Raw genomic sequence first — 15,216 nt, 5'->3', positions numbered from 1 at the left:
ACTCCGCGTGCTCGAAACCGGCTGTCCCGAGCATGGCGTTTGAGCGGAAGTCAGCTACGCTGCCCGCCATGTGCGGGATCGTGGGTTACGTAGGCAATCGTCCGGCGTTGAGCATCGTTCTCGATGGGCTCCGCCGTCTGGAGTACCGGGGATACGACTCCGCCGGAGTCGCCATCATCGACAATGAGGTCGTTCAGACCGAGAAGCGGGCCGGCAAGCTCGCCAACCTGGAGAAGGCGCTCGTCGAGCGCAGCGGCGACGGCATCGCCTCCGGCGTCACGGGCATCGGGCACACCCGCTGGGCCACGCACGGCGGCCCGACCGACCGCAACGCCCACCCCCACCTCTCGGCGGACGGCCGCGTGGCGGTCATCCACAACGGCATCATCGAGAACTTCGCCCGGCTGCGCGCCGAGCTCGAGGCGGACGGCATCGAGTTCCGCAGCGACACCGACACCGAGTGCGCGGCCCACCTGCTCGCCGCGGAGGTGCGTGCGCTGCGTGCGGCCGGCGGCTTCGAGGGCCCGGCGCTGCTGGCCGAGGGCATGCGCCGCACGGTCCGCCGGCTGGAGGGCGCGTTCACGCTGCTCGCCGTCGACGTCGAGGTGCCCGACGCGGTGGTCGCGGCCCGGCGCAACTCGCCGCTCGTGGTCGGCCGCGGCGACGGGGAGAACTTCCTGGCCAGCGACGTCTCCGCGTTCATCGAGCACACCCGCGAGGCGATCGAGCTGGGCCAGGACCAGGTCGTGCTGATCACCCCGGCCGGCATCGAGATCACCGACTTCGACGGCGCCCCGGCGACCGGGAGCGAGTTCCACGTCGACTGGGACCTGTCGGCCGCCGAGAAGGGTGGCTACGAGTACTTCATGCTCAAGGAGATCGCCGAGCAGCCGCAGGCCATCGCGGACACGCTGCTGGGCCGGCTGAGCGAGCGCGGCGAGATCATCCTGGACGAGGTGCGGCTCACCGATCAGGACCTGCGCGACGTCGACAAGGTCTTCATCGTCGCCTGTGGCACCTCGTACCACGCCGGCATGGTCGCGAAGTACGCCATCGAGCACTGGGTCCGCATCCCCTGCGAGGTGGAGCTGGCCAGCGAGTTCCGCTACCGCGACCCGATCCTTGACAGGTCCACCCTGGTCATCGTGATCAGCCAGTCCGGCGAGACGATGGACACGCTGATGGCGCTGCGGCACGCCAAGGAGCAGAAGGCCCGGGTGCTGGCCATCTGCAACACCAACGGCTCGACGATCCCGCGTGAGTCGGACGCCGTGCTCTACACCCACGGCGGTCCCGAGATCGCCGTCGCCTCGACGAAGGCGTTCCTCACCCAGCTGGTCGCCTGCTACCTGATCGGCCTGCACCTCGCGCAGATCCGCGGCGTCATGTACGCCGACGAGGTCGCCGCCGTGGTCGAGCGGCTGAGCCAGGCCCCGGACAACCTCCGCGAGCTGCTCGACGGCATGGAGGACGTCCGCGCCCTGGCCCGGGACCTCAAGACCGCCTCGACGATCCTCTTCATCGGCCGGCACGTCGGCTTCCCGGTCGCCCTGGAGGGCGCGCTGAAGCTCAAGGAGCTGGCGTACATGCACGCCGAGGGCTTCGCGGCCGGCGAGCTGAAGCACGGGCCGATCTCGCTGATCGACGAGGGCACCCCGGTGGTCTGCGTGGTGCCGTCGCCGGCCGGCCGCGGCGTGATGCGCGACAAGGTCGTCTCCAACATCCAGGAGGTGCGTGCCCGTGGCGCCCGCACCATCGTCATCGCGGAGAAGGGCGACGAGAGCGTCAAGGCGTTCGCCGACCACCTGATCGAGGTCCCGCACACCCCGACGCTGCTCGCCCCGCTGATGACCACGGTTCCGCTGCAGATCCTCGCCTGCGAGATCGCCGCGGCTCGTGGGCACGACGTGGACCAGCCGCGCAACCTGGCGAAGTCCGTCACGGTCGAATGACGGGTTCCTGAGCAGCGGTGATCCGGGCCAGCGCGTCCAGCGCGGGCCGGCCCGGATCCCAGTAACCCAGGTGTCCGGCGTCGGCCTGGCTGGGAAAGACCCGCGCGCCGAACGCCGGATCGCTCGGGTTGCGCCCGAACCACAGATCGTCCTCCGGCAGTCCGAAAGCGATCGCCGGACCGATCAGCGGGACCCGGCCCGCGAGCGCGACGTCCGGGACCAGGCTGCCCGGTGACACCGCCGCGTACTGGATCGCGTCGCTGCGCGACGTCGTCGACCAGGCCGGGACGCTGAGCTGGCTCGCCGAGTCGACGCCGACGCCGGGTGAGCCGACGAAGACGACCCGGTCAGCCGCGAACGATCCGGCCGCGGCGGTGCCGACGACCAGCGATCCGTAACTGTGCCCCAGCACTGTCTGATCCGCCGGCGGACCGTCATGGGTCACCCGCAGCGACTCCTGGAACCGCCGCAGCCCTTCGGCGCCCTCCCGGGCCTGCCGGTCCGACCAGGCCTCGTGCACGAAGTCCGGCGCGTCGTAGTCCAGCCAGAGCACCGCGCTCACCGCCTCGCCCGGCGCGACCTCGTGGGCCCGGACCGCGACGCGTTCCGCCCGGGTCAGCTCGCTGCCGAACGACTCCAGATCACTTGTCATGCCGGGGACGTGGGTGAGGACATGGCGGGCCCGGTCCGGGTCACCCAGGGCGATCACCGCACGGCCGTCCCCCGAGACGTTCAATCCGATCAGGTACGGCCGGAGCACCGTGTCGTCCTCGATCCGGGCTCGCACTTCGTCGGCGCCACCGGCGCGCTGGTCGTCGAGGATCAGGCGGTTCGCCACGTCGCGGTCGGCTGCCGGGATGCCCGCGGTGGACGCGAGGGTGGCCGGCTCGGTCGCGAGCAGCCAGTTCCGCTGATCCGGGGAGAGGCCGTCCCACCAGCGCCGCACCTCTGCCGCTCCGGCCGTGCAGTCGGGCCGCGGGCCGGGCGCTCTGTGCTCCGCGGACCCGGCGTCGATGAGCGATCCCAGCCTCGCCGTGGCGTCCGTGTCGGCCGTGGCGGCGAGACTCAGGGCGGCGGAGAGTTCGGCCGCGACGCCGGGGAGCTCGGGGGAGGCGCCGTGGACCGTACCCCTGTCGTCGATCACCAGGCCGCAGCGGTCGGCCCGGCCGCGCGCGCGGGAAAGCATGTCACGGGCCCGGGCGAGCGCCGACGCGAACTCGCTCAGTGCCTGGTCGGCGCGCCAGCAGAGCACTCGGAACAGGGCCAGCCGGCGGCGGAACCCGACGAGCGCGGCTGTCGCGGCCGAGGCGCCCGCGCCGGACCAGGCCGCCCGGAGACGCGCCGCGACCGGCCCGAACTCGGCGCCGAGCGCACCCGCCAGCGCTGCCCAGCGACGCCAGGCCAGCGCGGCCACCCGCCAGCGATCCGGATCGGTCATCCGCAGCAGGGCGTAGGTGGCCGTGCTCATCGGGCGAGCCGGAACCTGGTCGCGGCGCGGGCGTCGGCCTCCTGATAGGCCGTGGCGGCAGCGGTGATGCGCCGGGCGGTCTCCGCGACGTCCGACCCGAGGTGTTCCAGCTGTTGCCGGAGAGCCTCGGCGGCCAGCGCGGCGGGGGTGGCCGCGGCCCAGCGCGGCGGAGATCCGGGTGCGAGGCCGGCCGGGCCGCGCAGATTGCTGGTCCGGGCGGCGAGGTCGCCGGTGGCTGCGGCGAGTCGCCGCAGGTCCTCGGTCTCGACGTGGAAATCGGAGCTCATCGGCGGCCTCCAGGTGCAGCGGCGGAACGGGATGCCCCGAACGTTAGGAGCCGCCGATGCGCTGTGGCCGGGCCTGTGGACGGCCGGCCCGGCGCCCGGTCGGTGCGTTGTCCACAGGGCTTGTGCACGAACGGGCGGCGCTGGTACGACGCCGGGCGCGCCCCGGTTCGCGTACATGGGAAAGGGGCTTCGGGCACCGATAGGGTGACCGGTGTGATCGTGTCTGTGGGCATCGACGTCGTCCTGGTGGAGCGTTTCGCCCGTGCTCTGGAGCGGACGCCGCTGCTCGGGGATCGTCTGTTCACCGAGCCGGAACGGCTCACCGGATCCGGCAATCCGCGCTCGGCCGAGTCGCTCGCCGCCCGGTTCGCGGCCAAGGAGGCCGTCGCGAAAGCGCTCGGTGCGCCGGCCGGTCTGCGCTGGCACGACTGCGAGATCGTCACCGACCCGGACGGGCGGCCGTGGTTGACCGTTTCGGGTACGGTCGCCGCCGCGGCGACCGAGCGTGGCATTCACCGATGGCATCTCTCGCTGTCCCACGACGGCGGCATCGCGTCCGCGATGGTGGTCGCCGAGTCCGGTGAGTGAGGAGATGACAGGGTGCGGCAGGCATGGCGGGTGGCGGATGTCCGGGCGGCCGAGAAATCGCTGATGGCGACGCTGCCCGAGGGCACGCTGATGCAGCGGGCGGCGGCCGGTCTGGCCCGGCGCTGCGCGCTGCTGCTGGAGCAGGACGGCGGGGTCTACGGCGCTCGGGTGCTGCTGCTCGTCGGCAGCGGTGACAACGGTGGTGACGCGCTCTACGCCGGCGCCACGCTGGCCCGCCGGGGCGCGCAGGTCCGCGCGCTGCTGATCACCCCGGAGCGGGTGCATCTGGCCGGTCTGGCGGCGCTGCGCGCGGCGGGCGGCTTCACCACTGCCGAGCTGCCGGCCCGCGCCGACCTGGTCCTGGACGGGATCGTCGGCATCGGGGGGAGCGGCGGCCTGCGACCGCCGGCGGCGGCCGTCGTGCGCCGCATCGGTGAGCTTCGCGGGCGTACGGGCCGGCGCCCCCTCGTGGTCGCCGTGGACACTCCGAGCGGGGTGGCGGTCGACACCGGCGACGTCCCCGGTGAGTGCGTCGACGCCGACGTCACCGTCACGTTCGGCTGCCTCAAGCCGGCCCACGTGATCGGCCCGGCGGCGATCCGCTGCGGGCAGGTCGAGCTGGTCGACATCGGCCTCGGCCCGTCGCTGGTGACCGGTCCGGCGGTCCGGGTGGCCGAGTCGTCCGACATCGCCGCGTGGTGGCCGGTGCCCGGCCCGATCTCGGACAAGTACACCCGCGGTGTGGTCGGCCTGGCGACCGGCTCGGCCCGCTATCCGGGCGCGGCCCTGCTCTCCAGTTCCGGCGCGCTCGCCGGTCCGGCCGGGATGGTCCGGTACGCGGGCAGCGCGCACGCCGAGGTGGTGCGTGCCCACCCGTCGGTGGTGGTGGCGCCCCGGGTCGCCGACGCCGGCCGGGTGCAGGCGTGGGTGTGCGGCTCGGGTCTGGGCACCGGCGACGCGGCTCGTACCGAGTTGCGCAGCGTCCTCGCCACGTCGCTGCCGGTGCTGCTCGACGCGGACGCGATCACGCTGCTGGTCGGCGGCGAGTTCTCCGAGCACCTGCGCCGGGACGCCCCGGTGGTGCTGACCCCGCACGACGGCGAGTTCAAGCGGCTGGCCGGCGAGACGCCCGGCGCCGACCGGGCCGCGGCCGCCGCCCGGCTGGCCGCCTGGACCAACGCGGTGGTGCTGCTCAAGGGCGACCGGACCGTGGTGGCCACTCCGGCGGGCGAGATCTGGGCCAACCCGACAGGCAGCCCGGCGCTGGCCACGGCCGGCAGCGGCGACGTGCTGGCCGGGCTGCTCGGCTCGCTGCTCGCGGCGGGTCTGCCGCCGGTCCGCGCCGCGGTGGCCGCCGCCTATGTGCACGGCCTGGCCGGTCGGCGCGCGGCGGCGGACGGGCCGGTGACCGCACCGGACGTGGCGGCCGCCCTGCGCCCGGTCCTGCGTGATCTCCTGAGTTGATCTCTGGGGGTAACCAGAACTGTCATACCTCTCAGTAGGGTTAGAGGCATGTGGCAGGCCGAAGTCCGCGTCGATCTGGACGCGATCCGGGACAACGTCGTGGCGTTGCGGTCCCGCACCTCAGCCGAGGTGCTGGTCGCGGTCAAGGCGGATGGTTATGGGCACGGCATGGTCCCGGCCGGCCGGGCAGCGCTCGCCGGCGGGGCCACCTGGCTCGGTGTCGCCACCCTCGACGAGGCGCTCACCCTGCGCCGGGCCGGCATCGAGGCGCCGGTCCTGGCCTGGCTGCTGAGCCCGGGCCTGCCGCTGCACACCGGTGTCGAGGCGGGCATCGACCTCAGCGCGGCCACCCCCGAGTTGATCGACGAGCTGGTCGCCGCCGCGCGGCAGGCCGGCCGCACCGCCCGGGTGCACCTCAAGCTCGACACCGGCCTGGCCCGCGGCGGGTCGCCCCGGGCCGAGTGGCCGGCGCTGCTGGAGTCCGCGGCCAAGGCGCAGGCCGGCGGCGACTTGGAGGTGGTCGGCGTGTGGAGTCACTTCGCCTGCGCCGACGAGCCCGGCCACGAGTCGGTCGACCGGCAGCTGGCCGCGTTCCACGAGGGCCTGGAGCTGGCCGAGCGCTTCGGGATCACCCCGAGGTACCGGCACATCGCCAACTCGGCGGCCACCCTGAGCCGCCCCGACGCCCACTTCGACATGGTCCGGGTCGGCATCGCGGCCTATGGTCTGTCCCCGATCGCCGGGGAGACCTTCGGGCTGCGCCCGGCGATGACCGCCCGGGCCCGGGTCACCCTCGCCAAGCGGGTGCCGGCCGGCCAGGGCGTGTCCTACGGCCTGACCTACACCACGCCCCGGGAGACGACGCTGGCCGTGGTGCCGCTGGGTTACGGCGACGGGGTGCCCCGGCACGCGTCGAACTCCGCGCCGATCCGGATCGGCGGCACGGTGGCCCCGATCGCCGGCCGGGTCTGCATGGACCAGGTGGTGGTCGACGTCGGCGACGAGCCGGTGACGGCCGGCGACGTGGCGACCCTGTTCGGGCCCGGTGACGGCGGCGAGCCGACGGCGGACGACTGGGCGGCCGCGACCGGGACGATCAACTACGAGATCGTCACCCGGTTCGGCAGCAGCCGGGTGCCCCGGGTCTATGACGGGGAGGTGCGGCCGTGAAGAAAGGGGCGAAGACCGCGGGCATATTCGGCGCCGTGGTCGGTGTCGCGGCCGCCGGGCTGGCCACCGCGTTCGCCGTGGAGCGGGTGCTGGTGCGGCGCTCGGTCAACGCGCCCGGCGACCCCTACGTCGAGGAGCCGTTCGGCGACCAGCCGTTCGACGCCGAGCTCACGGTCACCGCTGCCGACGGCACCGATCTGCACGTCGAGATCGTGGAGCCGGCCGAGCCGGACGAGTCAGCCGACCGGCCGACCATCGTGTTCGTGCACGGGTTCGCGCTCGACATGGGCACGTTCTACTTCCAGCGCAAGGAGCTCGCCGAGCGCGGGGAGTACCGGATGGTCTTCTACGACCAGCCCGGTCACGGCCGGTCCGGCAAGCTGCAGTCGGGCACCTACGACATCGCGGCGCTGGGCCGCTCGCTCGCCGCGGTGCTGGAGGCCACCGTCCCGGACGGCCACATCATCCTGGTCGGGCACTCGATGGGCGGCATGACCATCATGGCGTTCGCCGAGCAGTACCCGGAGTGGTTCGGCAACCGGGTCACCGGTGTGGTCCTGATGTCCACCTCGGCCGGCCTGATCGACAAGGCCCAGCTCGGCGTGACGAACGTGGTGGCCCGGGTCAGCGCGCCGTTCTTCCCGCTCTGGGACAAGGCAGCTCACCTCGGCGGCGGCACCATCGACCGGGCCCGGGTCGCCTCCTCCGACCTGGCCTGGCTGCTCACCCGGAGGTACGGGTTCGGCGAGGCGAAACCCAGCCCGTCGCTCGTCACGTTCGTGGAGAGCATGAACTCCCGGACGTCGGTGGAGACGCTGACGAAATACCTGAGCACGCTCTACTCGCACAACCGGTTCCCGGCGCTGTCGGCGCTGCGCGGCGTGCCGGTGCTGGTGGTCGTCGGCACCCGCGACTATCTGACCCCGGTCACCCACTCCGAGGAGATCCTCAAACACCTGCCCGAGGCCGAGCTGTTGAAGATCGAGAACAGCGGTCACGTGGTGATGCTGGAGAAAGCCGATCAGGTCAACGCCGCGCTGATCCCGTTCCTGGAGAAAATCACGTGAAGCTCGCGACAGTCGAGGACACGCAGGCTTTCGGCCGCCGTCTGGCCGCGATCCTGCGGGCCGGCGACCTGCTGCTGCTCACCGGCCCGCTCGGCGCCGGCAAGACCGCGCTGGTGCAGGGCATCGGCGCCGGGCTCGGCGTGCAGGGCCCGATCACCTCGCCGACCTTCGTGATCGCCCGGGTGCACCGGGGCCCGCTGCCGCTGGTGCACGCGGACGCCTACCGGCTGGGCGAGCGTCCCGACCCGCGCGCCGAGATCGACGACCTGGACCTGGACGCCTCGGCCGACGACGCGGTGACGGTCGTCGAGTGGGGCGCCGGCCTGGTGGAGCAACTCAACGACGAGTACCTGCGGGTCCGCATCGACCGGCTGGACGACGACACCCGAGTGATCGACCTGGTCCCGCACGGCGGCGACTGGGCACAGCGACTGGAGAGCCTGTGAATCCGACCGAACTGCTGCCGGCCCTGACCGAACTGCTGCCGGCGCAGTGGCGCGCCGAGCTGACGCCCTTCCTGGACGCCGAGGCGACAGCGAAGCTGGGCGAGTTCGTCGCCGCCGAGTATGCGAGCGAGACCGTCTACCCGCCGGTGGAGGACCTGTTCGCGGCGTACCGGCTGTGCCTGCCGGCCGACACCCGGGTGCTGATCCTGGGCCAGGACCCGTACCACGGTCCAGGCCAGGCGCACGGCCTGAGCTTCAGCGTCCGTGACGGCGTGCGCAAGCCGCCGTCGCTCGGCAACGTCTTCAAGGAGCTCGCCGAGGACGTCAACATCCCCAAGCCGGCGAGCGGCGACCTGACCGGCTGGGCCCGTCAGGGTGTGCTGCTGCTCAACGCGGTGCTGACCGTCCGGGCCGGCAAGGCGGGGTCGCACGCCAACAAGGGCTGGGAGGCGTTCACCGACGCCACGATCCGGGCGCTCAACGAGCGCGACGAGCGGATCGTCTTCCTGCTCTGGGGCAGCTACGCGAAGAAGAAGGCGGCGCTGATCACCAATCCGGCGCACGCGGTGCTGGAAGCCGGGCACCCGAGCCCGCTCAACCGGGCGGGCTTCCTCGGCAGCCGGCCGTTCAGCGCGGCCAACAAGGCCCTCGCTGACGGCGGACGCCCGCTCATCGACTGGGACCCGCGCGCGGCCGGGTAGCGCCGGCCGGGCCGCGCGGCCGGGCAAGCGTCGGACGGGACCCGCGCGCGGCCAGACGGCGGCTGGGCCACGCCGCAGCCCGCCGGCCTCCAGGAAGCAGGCGCTAAGGTCAGGTGTGCTCGTTCTCGCTCTGGACACCGCCACACCCGCCTCCACGGCGGCGCTCGTCGAAGTGACCGCCGACGGCCTCTTCGGCGTCGCGGAAAGCCGCACGGTCGATCCCCGCGCGCACGGGGAGAAACTCGCACCGGAGATCGCCGCGGTGCTGGCCGAGGCGGGGTACCGGCCGCGTGACCTGACCGCGATCGTGGCGGGGCTGGGGCCGGGCCCGTTCACCGGCCTGCGGGTCGGCCTGGCCACGGCGGCGAGCATGGGCCAGGCGCTCGGCATCCCGACCTACGGGGTGTGCTCGCTCGACGGGCTGGGCCGGGCGGCCGGCCCGGGCCGGGTGCTCGTCGCGACGGACGCGCGGCGGCGTGAGGTGTATTTCGCGACTTATCAGGACGGGGAGCGGCTGACCGGCCCCGAGGTCGCGAAACCCGCTGACGTGGACGTGAACCACGCGACGCGGGCCGTCGGCGAGGGTGCCTTGAAATATGGGGACATTTTCCACGTACCCGTGGAGGAACATCTCCTCTATCCACCGGGAGCCGCCCTCGTGGCGCTCGCCGCGGAAAAGATCCGCGGCGAAGCCAGGAGTGAGGCGCTCACCCCGCTCTACCTGCGGCGGCCCGACGCGGTCGAGCCGGGCACGCGCAAGCCGGTGCTGGCCTGATGCGGGTCGAACGGTTCCGCTGGTGGCACATCGGCCAGGTGCTGCCGCTCGAGGAGGACCTCTTCGGCGCCGAGAAGTGGTCCGCCGCGATGTTCTGGAACGAGCTGGCCCAGGGGAACTACTACCTGGTGGCGGAGGAGGACGAGGTCGTGCTCGGCTACGCCGGACTCTCCGTCGTGGACAGTGCGGAGTCCTGGGTGCAGAACATCGCGGTGCGCCGGGACGCGCAGCGCCGCGGTGTCGGGCGGCAGCTGCTCGAAGCGCTGCTCGCCGAGGCCGACCGGCGCGGTGTCCGCAAGACCCTGCTCGAGGTGGCCGTCGACAACGCACCGGCGCAGGCGCTGTACGCGAGTTATGACTTCGAGCCGGTCGGCATCCGGCGCGGCTACTACCAACCCAGCAACACGGACGCCCTGGTGATGATGCGCGATGCGTGACGAACCCCTGGTCCTCGGGATCGAGACCTCCTGCGACGAGACAGGTGTCGGCATCGTGCGCGGGCACACCCTGCTCGCCGACGCGCTGGCGTCCAGCGTCGATCAGCACGCCCGGTTCGGCGGCGTGGTGCCCGAGGTGGCGAGCCGCGCCCACCTGGAAGCGCTGGTGCCGACCATGCAGCGGGCGCTCGACGAGGCCGGGGTGACCCTGGCCGACGTCGACGCGATCGCGGTGACGAGCGGGCCCGGCCTGGCCGGCGCGCTGCTCGTCGGGGTGGCGGCGGCCAAGGGGTACGCCCTCGCCGCCGAGAAGCCGATCTACGGGGTGAACCACCTCGCCGCCCACGTGGCGGTCGACACCCTGGAGCACGGCCCGCTGCCCGAACCGGCGATCGCCATGCTGGTCTCCGGCGGACACTCCTCGCTGCTGCTGGTCGACGACCTGACGGCCGGGGTCACCCCGCTCGGGGCGACGATCGACGACGCGGCCGGCGAGGCGTTCGACAAGGTGGCCCGGCTGCTCGGGCTCGGCTTCCCGGGTGGGCCGATCATCGACCGGACGGCCCGTTCCGGCGATCCGCGGAAAATCGCCTTCCCGCGCGGGCTGACCGCGCCGAAAGACCAGGCCGCGCACCGGTTCGACTTCTCCTTCTCCGGTCTCAAGACGGCCGTGGCCCGCTGGGTGGAGAGCCGGGAGCGAGCCGGCGAGCCGGTTCCGATCGCGGACGTGTCGGCCAGTTTCCAGGAGGCGGTCTGTGACGTGCTGACCGCGAAGGCGATCGACGCGTGCCTGACGAACGGTGTGCGGACGCTCGTGGTCGGTGGTGGTGTGGCGGCCAACTCGCGGCTGCGGACGCTGGCCGAGGAGCGCGCCGCCAAACACGGGATCGCGGTGCGCGTACCCAGGCCCTCGCTCTGCACCGACAACGGCGCGATGGTCGCGGCACTCGGCTCGCATCTCGTCGCGGCCGGCGTCGCTCCCAGTCGTCTCGACCTCCCGGCGGACTCGGCGATGAGTTTGACCGAGGTCAGCGTGGCGGGGTAGGAACCCATCATGATCGCGCGGATGTGGGAGGTGCGGGCCTCGCGCAGTGGCTTCGACGAGCTGCTGAGCTGGGTTTGCGACACGGCGGTGCCCGCATTGGAGGTGCTGCCACAACATGTGTCGAGTGACGTCTATTCGTCCACCGATCAACGCATCGTCGTCATCACCAAATGGCGCAACACTCCGGAGAGCATGCCGACCCCGCCGGAGAAGCTGGTAGCACGCGCTCCGCACGTCTGGGATTTCACGCCGGTCGATCGCTGACCGGTCGCAGTCAGCGCATCCCGGCTTTACCGTCGGGGCCTGATGCACATCTTGCCCGAGCCGGATCCCGGCCTGCCCGACTCCCGGTCCGCCGCCCGATATCTGTTCTGGTTGGTCCGGCGTTCCCGCCTGACGGTCGTCGCCGCGTCCGCGCTCGCGATCCTCTGGATGGGCTGCCAGTCGCTGGCGCCCGCGATGGTCGGCCAAGCGGTGGACGCCGCTGTCGATCGTGACGGCCGGGAGCTCGCCGGCTGGACGCTGCTGCTGTTCGGTGTCGGCACGATGCAGGCGATCACCGGCATCATGCGGCACCGGTTCGCTGTGACGAACTGGCTGCGCGCCGCGTTCCGGACCGTGCAGGTGGTGGTGCGCCAGGCGAACCGGCTCGGCGCCACCCTGCCGCGGCGCCTCGAAGCCGGCGAGGTGGTGGCGATCGGCACCTCGGACATCAGCCACATCGGCGGCGCCGTCGACATCCTCTCCCGGGGGATCGGCTCGCTGCTCGCGGTCGCCATGATCACCGTGCTGCTGCTGCGGATCTCGGTGCCGCTCGGCATGATCGTGCTGCTCGGCGTGCCGATCATGATGCTGGTCGTGGGCCTGCTGATCGGGCCGCTGCACCGGCGGCAGCGCGAGTACCGCCGATTGCAGGGCCGGTTGACCGGTCAGGCCGCCGACCTGGTCTCCGGGCTTCGGGTGCTGCGCGGCGTGGGCGGTGAGCCGATCATGGTGGCGCGCTATCGCGCCGCGTCTCAGGCGCTGCGCGCGGCTGGGGTACGCACCGCGCACGTCGAAGCACTGCTCGAGGCGGCACAGGTCCTGCTTCCCGGAGTCTTCCTGGTCCTGCTGACCTGGCTGGGCGCCCGATCCGCCTGGGCCGGCCGGATCACGGTGGGCCAACTCGTCTCGTTCTATGCCTACGCGGCGTTCCTGGTCGCGCCGCTGCGGCAGCTCACCGAGGCGGTCGACAAGATCACCCGGGGGCATGTGTCGAGTCGCCGGGTGGTCGCGATGCTCGCGGTGGAGCCGGCGCTGACCGATCCGGTCCCGCCCGCGCCGCTCCCCACCGGCGAACGGTGCGACCCGGAGCTCTGCGACCTGGAGTCGGGAGTGCGTGTGCCGCCCGGCCGGATGACGGCGATCGTCGCCGCCGTCCCGTCCGACGCCGCCCTGATCGCCGACCGCCTCGGCCGGTACGCGGACGGCGCCACGCTGGGCGGTGTGGCGCTCGCCGCCGCGTCCCTGTCCGAGGTCCGCGACCGGATCCTGGTGGCCGAGAACGACGCCCGGCTGTTCGCCGGGCCGCTGGAGTCCGATCTGGACCCGTACCGCACCGGGGCCCTGCCGGAAGCCCTGGAGGTGGCGTCGGCGACCGGGATCGTCGACGCGCTCCCGGACGGCGCGGCCACCGTTGTCGCCGAGCGCGGCCGGTCGTTCTCCGGCGGGCAACAGCAACGGCTGCGCCTGGCCCGGGCGCTGATCGCCGACCCGGACACGCTGATCCTGGTCGAGCCGACGAACGCTGTCGACGCGCACACCGAGGCGCGGATCGCCGACCGGCTGCGGGCGGCCCGGTCCGGGCGCACCACGGTGATCTGCACGTCCAGCCCGCTGCTGCTGAGCCGTGCCGACCACGTCTGCTACGTCGAGCGTGGACGACTGGTGGCCGCCGGGCCGCACGACGTCCTGCTGCGCACCACGCCCGCGTACGCCCGGATGGTGCTGCGCGAGGACCAGACGTGAGCCGCCCGCTGCCGGTGGCGAGCAGCTCCCAGGTTCGCCGGTACGCGCGTGACGTGATCCGTCACTATCCCGGGATGTTCCGCGCCGCGGTCGGCCTGAACGTGGCCGCGGCACTGGCCGCGCTGGCCGGCCCGCGACTGCTCGGCGACCTGGTCGAGGGGATCGAGAACCACGATCCGATGTCCGACCTGAACCGGATGGTGCTCGCGCTCGCCGGCTTCGTGCTGCTGCAGGCGATTCTGACCCGGTTCGCGCACCTGGCCTCGGCCCGGCTGGGTGAGCGGGTGCTGGCCTGGCTCCGGGAGGAGTTCATCAGCCGGGTGGTCACCCTGCCGCTGTCCACGGTGGAGTCCGCCGGGAGCGGCGACCTGCTGACCCGGGCCACCCGGGACGTCGACGCGCTCTCCAAGTGCGTCCGGTTCGCGGTGCCGGAGACGATGATCGCGCTGATCACGCTGGTCCTCGTCGTGGTCGCGCTGGTGCTGGTCAGCCCGCTGTTCGCGGTGCCGCTGCTGATCGGGGCGCCGATCCTGGTGGCCGGCACCCGGTGGTATCTGCGGCGGGCGCCGGCGGGCTATCTGGAGCAGAACGCCGCCTACTCGGGCGTGACCGAGGGACTGACCGAGACCGTGGAGGGGGCGCGGACCGTCGAGGCGCTCCGGCGGGGGCGGCAGCGGGTCGAGCGTACCGACGCCGACCTGGCCCGGGCCTGGCGGGCCGAGCGGCACACGCTCTTCCTGCGGACCGTCTGGTGGCCGATCATCGAGACCAGTTACGTCCTGCCGCTGGTGGTCACGCTGCTCACCGGCGGGTGGCTCTACCTGCGTGACATGGTGACGCTGGGGCAGCTGACCGCGGCGGTGATCTACGTGCAGCAGCTCGTCGACCCGCTGGACCGGCTCTCCGCCTGGCTCGACGAGCTGGAGGTGGGGGCGGCCTCACTGGCCCGGTTGCTCGGCGTCACCGCGCAGGCGGCGCCGGCGGTCACCGGCCCGGAGCCGTCCGGGAGCCGGATCGAGCTGCGCGGGGTGCGGTTCGCGTATCGGTCCGACCGCGAGGTGCTGCACGGCATCGACCTCAGCCTGCAGCCCGGTGAGCGGCTCGCCGTGGTGGGCGTCTCCGGCGCCGGCAAGTCCACCCTCGGCCGGCTGCTGGCGGGTGTGCACCACCCGACGGCCGGCAGCGTCACGGTGGGGGACGTGTCGGTGGCGGCGCTGCCGCCGGAGCGGCTGCGCGCCGAGGTCGCGCTGGTGACCCAGGAACATCACATCTTCATCGGCACGCTGCGGGAGAACGTCGCGCTGGTGCGCCCCGGCGTCCCCGAGGGCGAGGTACGGGCGGCGCTGGCCGCCGTGCACGCCCTGGACTGGGTCGACGCCCTGCCGGACGGCATGGCGACGGTGGTGGGCGCCGGCGGGTTGCCGCTCTCGCCGGCGCAGGCCCAGCAGGTCGCGCTCGCCCGGCTGATCCTGGCCGATCCGCACACGCTGGTGCTCGACGAGGCGACCGCGCTGCTCGACCCGCGGGCGGCCCGCGATCTGGAGCAGAGCCTCGCGGCGGTGGTGCGCGGGCGGACCGTGGTGGCGATCGCGCACCGGCTCTTCTCGGCGCACGACGCGGACCGGGTCGCGGTCGTGGAGGACGGGATGATCACCGAACTGGGGTCGCACGACGAGCTGCTGGCGGCCGACGGGGCGTACGCGGCTCTGTGGCGCTCCTGGCAGGGCCAGCCGGAAAAGGGCTCCTGGCAGGGCCAGCCGGAAAAGGAAGAAGGGCGCACCGCAGGTGCGCCCTTCCACGTTCGCTGAC

General features: G+C 72.9%; 15 protein-coding genes. 13 read left to right on the top strand and 2 right to left on the bottom strand.

Annotated features, from left to right (window positions below):
* Nucleotides 1–68 precede the first annotated feature (68 nt).
* Nucleotides 69–1,952 (top strand): glutamine--fructose-6-phosphate transaminase (isomerizing), encoded by a 1,884-nt coding sequence (gene glmS / locus AB0F72_RS11685; protein WP_360429094.1) that lies wholly within the window; start codon nt 69–71, stop codon nt 1,950–1,952.
* Here glmS and AB0F72_RS11680 read toward each other — a convergent pair.
* Nucleotides 1,939–3,420, bottom strand: a complete 1,482-nt coding sequence (locus tag AB0F72_RS11680; RefSeq protein WP_360429091.1) for an alpha/beta hydrolase — start codon at nt 3,418–3,420, stop codon at nt 1,939–1,941. The two genes, glmS and AB0F72_RS11680, sit on opposite strands and share 14 nt — an antisense overlap.
* Nucleotides 3,417–3,707: a hypothetical protein gene (locus AB0F72_RS11675; RefSeq protein WP_360429088.1), complete on the bottom strand. Its 291-nt coding sequence runs from the start codon at nt 3,705–3,707 to the stop codon at nt 3,417–3,419. Before AB0F72_RS11675 ends, AB0F72_RS11680 begins: the two co-directional genes overlap by 4 nt.
* 213 nt (nt 3,708–3,920) lie before the next feature.
* Between AB0F72_RS11675 and AB0F72_RS11670 the strand changes: the two genes are divergently transcribed.
* The 12 genes from AB0F72_RS11670 (at nt 3,921) to AB0F72_RS11615 (ending at nt 15,215) form a co-directional block, all read left to right on the top strand.
* Nucleotides 3,921–4,295 carry a holo-ACP synthase gene (locus tag AB0F72_RS11670; protein WP_014440781.1) on the top strand — a complete coding sequence of 125 codons (375 nt, stop codon included), beginning with the start codon at nt 3,921–3,923 and terminating at the stop codon, nt 4,293–4,295.
* Nucleotides 4,296–4,307: 12 nt separating this feature from the next.
* Nucleotides 4,308–5,759, top strand: a complete 1,452-nt coding sequence (locus AB0F72_RS11665; protein ID WP_360429084.1) for an NAD(P)H-hydrate dehydratase — start codon at nt 4,308–4,310, stop codon at nt 5,757–5,759.
* Between the two features lie 48 nt (nt 5,760–5,807).
* Nucleotides 5,808–6,929 carry an alanine racemase gene (gene alr, locus AB0F72_RS11660; protein WP_360429081.1) on the top strand — a complete coding sequence of 374 codons (1,122 nt, stop codon included), beginning with the start codon at nt 5,808–5,810 and terminating at the stop codon, nt 6,927–6,929.
* The gene (locus AB0F72_RS11655) at nt 6,926–7,996 is read left to right on the top strand and encodes an alpha/beta hydrolase (RefSeq protein ID WP_360429078.1); all 1,071 of its coding nucleotides are present in this window, start codon (nt 6,926–6,928) and stop codon (nt 7,994–7,996) included. Before alr ends, AB0F72_RS11655 begins: the two co-directional genes overlap by 4 nt.
* The gene (gene tsaE / locus AB0F72_RS11650; RefSeq protein WP_360429075.1) at nt 7,993–8,442 is read left to right on the top strand and encodes a tRNA (adenosine(37)-N6)-threonylcarbamoyltransferase complex ATPase subunit type 1 TsaE; all 450 of its coding nucleotides are present in this window, start codon (nt 7,993–7,995) and stop codon (nt 8,440–8,442) included. The genes AB0F72_RS11655 and tsaE overlap by 4 nt, the downstream gene beginning before the upstream one ends.
* Nucleotides 8,439–9,143 (top strand): uracil-DNA glycosylase, encoded by a 705-nt coding sequence (ung, locus tag AB0F72_RS11645; RefSeq protein ID WP_360429072.1) that lies wholly within the window; start codon nt 8,439–8,441, stop codon nt 9,141–9,143. The genes tsaE and ung overlap by 4 nt, the downstream gene beginning before the upstream one ends.
* A gap of 115 nt (nt 9,144–9,258) precedes the next feature.
* Nucleotides 9,259–9,918, top strand: coding sequence for a tRNA (adenosine(37)-N6)-threonylcarbamoyltransferase complex dimerization subunit type 1 TsaB (tsaB, locus tag AB0F72_RS11640; RefSeq protein WP_360429069.1), 660 nt, complete (start codon nt 9,259–9,261; stop codon nt 9,916–9,918).
* Nucleotides 9,918–10,355: a ribosomal protein S18-alanine N-acetyltransferase gene (gene rimI / locus AB0F72_RS11635; protein WP_360429066.1), complete on the top strand. Its 438-nt coding sequence runs from the start codon at nt 9,918–9,920 to the stop codon at nt 10,353–10,355. The genes tsaB and rimI overlap by 1 nt, the downstream gene beginning before the upstream one ends.
* Nucleotides 10,348–11,400: a tRNA (adenosine(37)-N6)-threonylcarbamoyltransferase complex transferase subunit TsaD gene (tsaD, locus tag AB0F72_RS11630; RefSeq protein WP_360429063.1), complete on the top strand. Its 1,053-nt coding sequence runs from the start codon at nt 10,348–10,350 to the stop codon at nt 11,398–11,400. Before rimI ends, tsaD begins: the two co-directional genes overlap by 8 nt.
* A 9-nt stretch (nt 11,401–11,409) precedes the next feature.
* The gene (locus tag AB0F72_RS11625; RefSeq protein WP_360429060.1) at nt 11,410–11,664 is read left to right on the top strand and encodes a hypothetical protein; all 255 of its coding nucleotides are present in this window, start codon (nt 11,410–11,412) and stop codon (nt 11,662–11,664) included.
* Between the two features lie 42 nt (nt 11,665–11,706).
* Nucleotides 11,707–13,407, top strand: coding sequence for an ABC transporter ATP-binding protein (locus AB0F72_RS11620; protein WP_360429055.1), 1,701 nt, complete (start codon nt 11,707–11,709; stop codon nt 13,405–13,407).
* Nucleotides 13,404–15,215 carry an ABC transporter ATP-binding protein gene (locus tag AB0F72_RS11615; protein ID WP_360429052.1) on the top strand — a complete coding sequence of 604 codons (1,812 nt, stop codon included), beginning with the start codon at nt 13,404–13,406 and terminating at the stop codon, nt 15,213–15,215. Before AB0F72_RS11620 ends, AB0F72_RS11615 begins: the two co-directional genes overlap by 4 nt.
* The last annotated feature ends 1 nt before the right edge of the window (nt 15,216 follow it).

This window comes from Actinoplanes sp. NPDC023936 (assembly GCF_040639325.1).
GTDB lineage: Bacteria > Actinomycetota > Actinomycetes > Mycobacteriales > Micromonosporaceae > Actinoplanes.
Note: the sequence above shows the minus strand (reverse complement) of the source record. Positions and strands in the feature narration are given on the sequence as shown.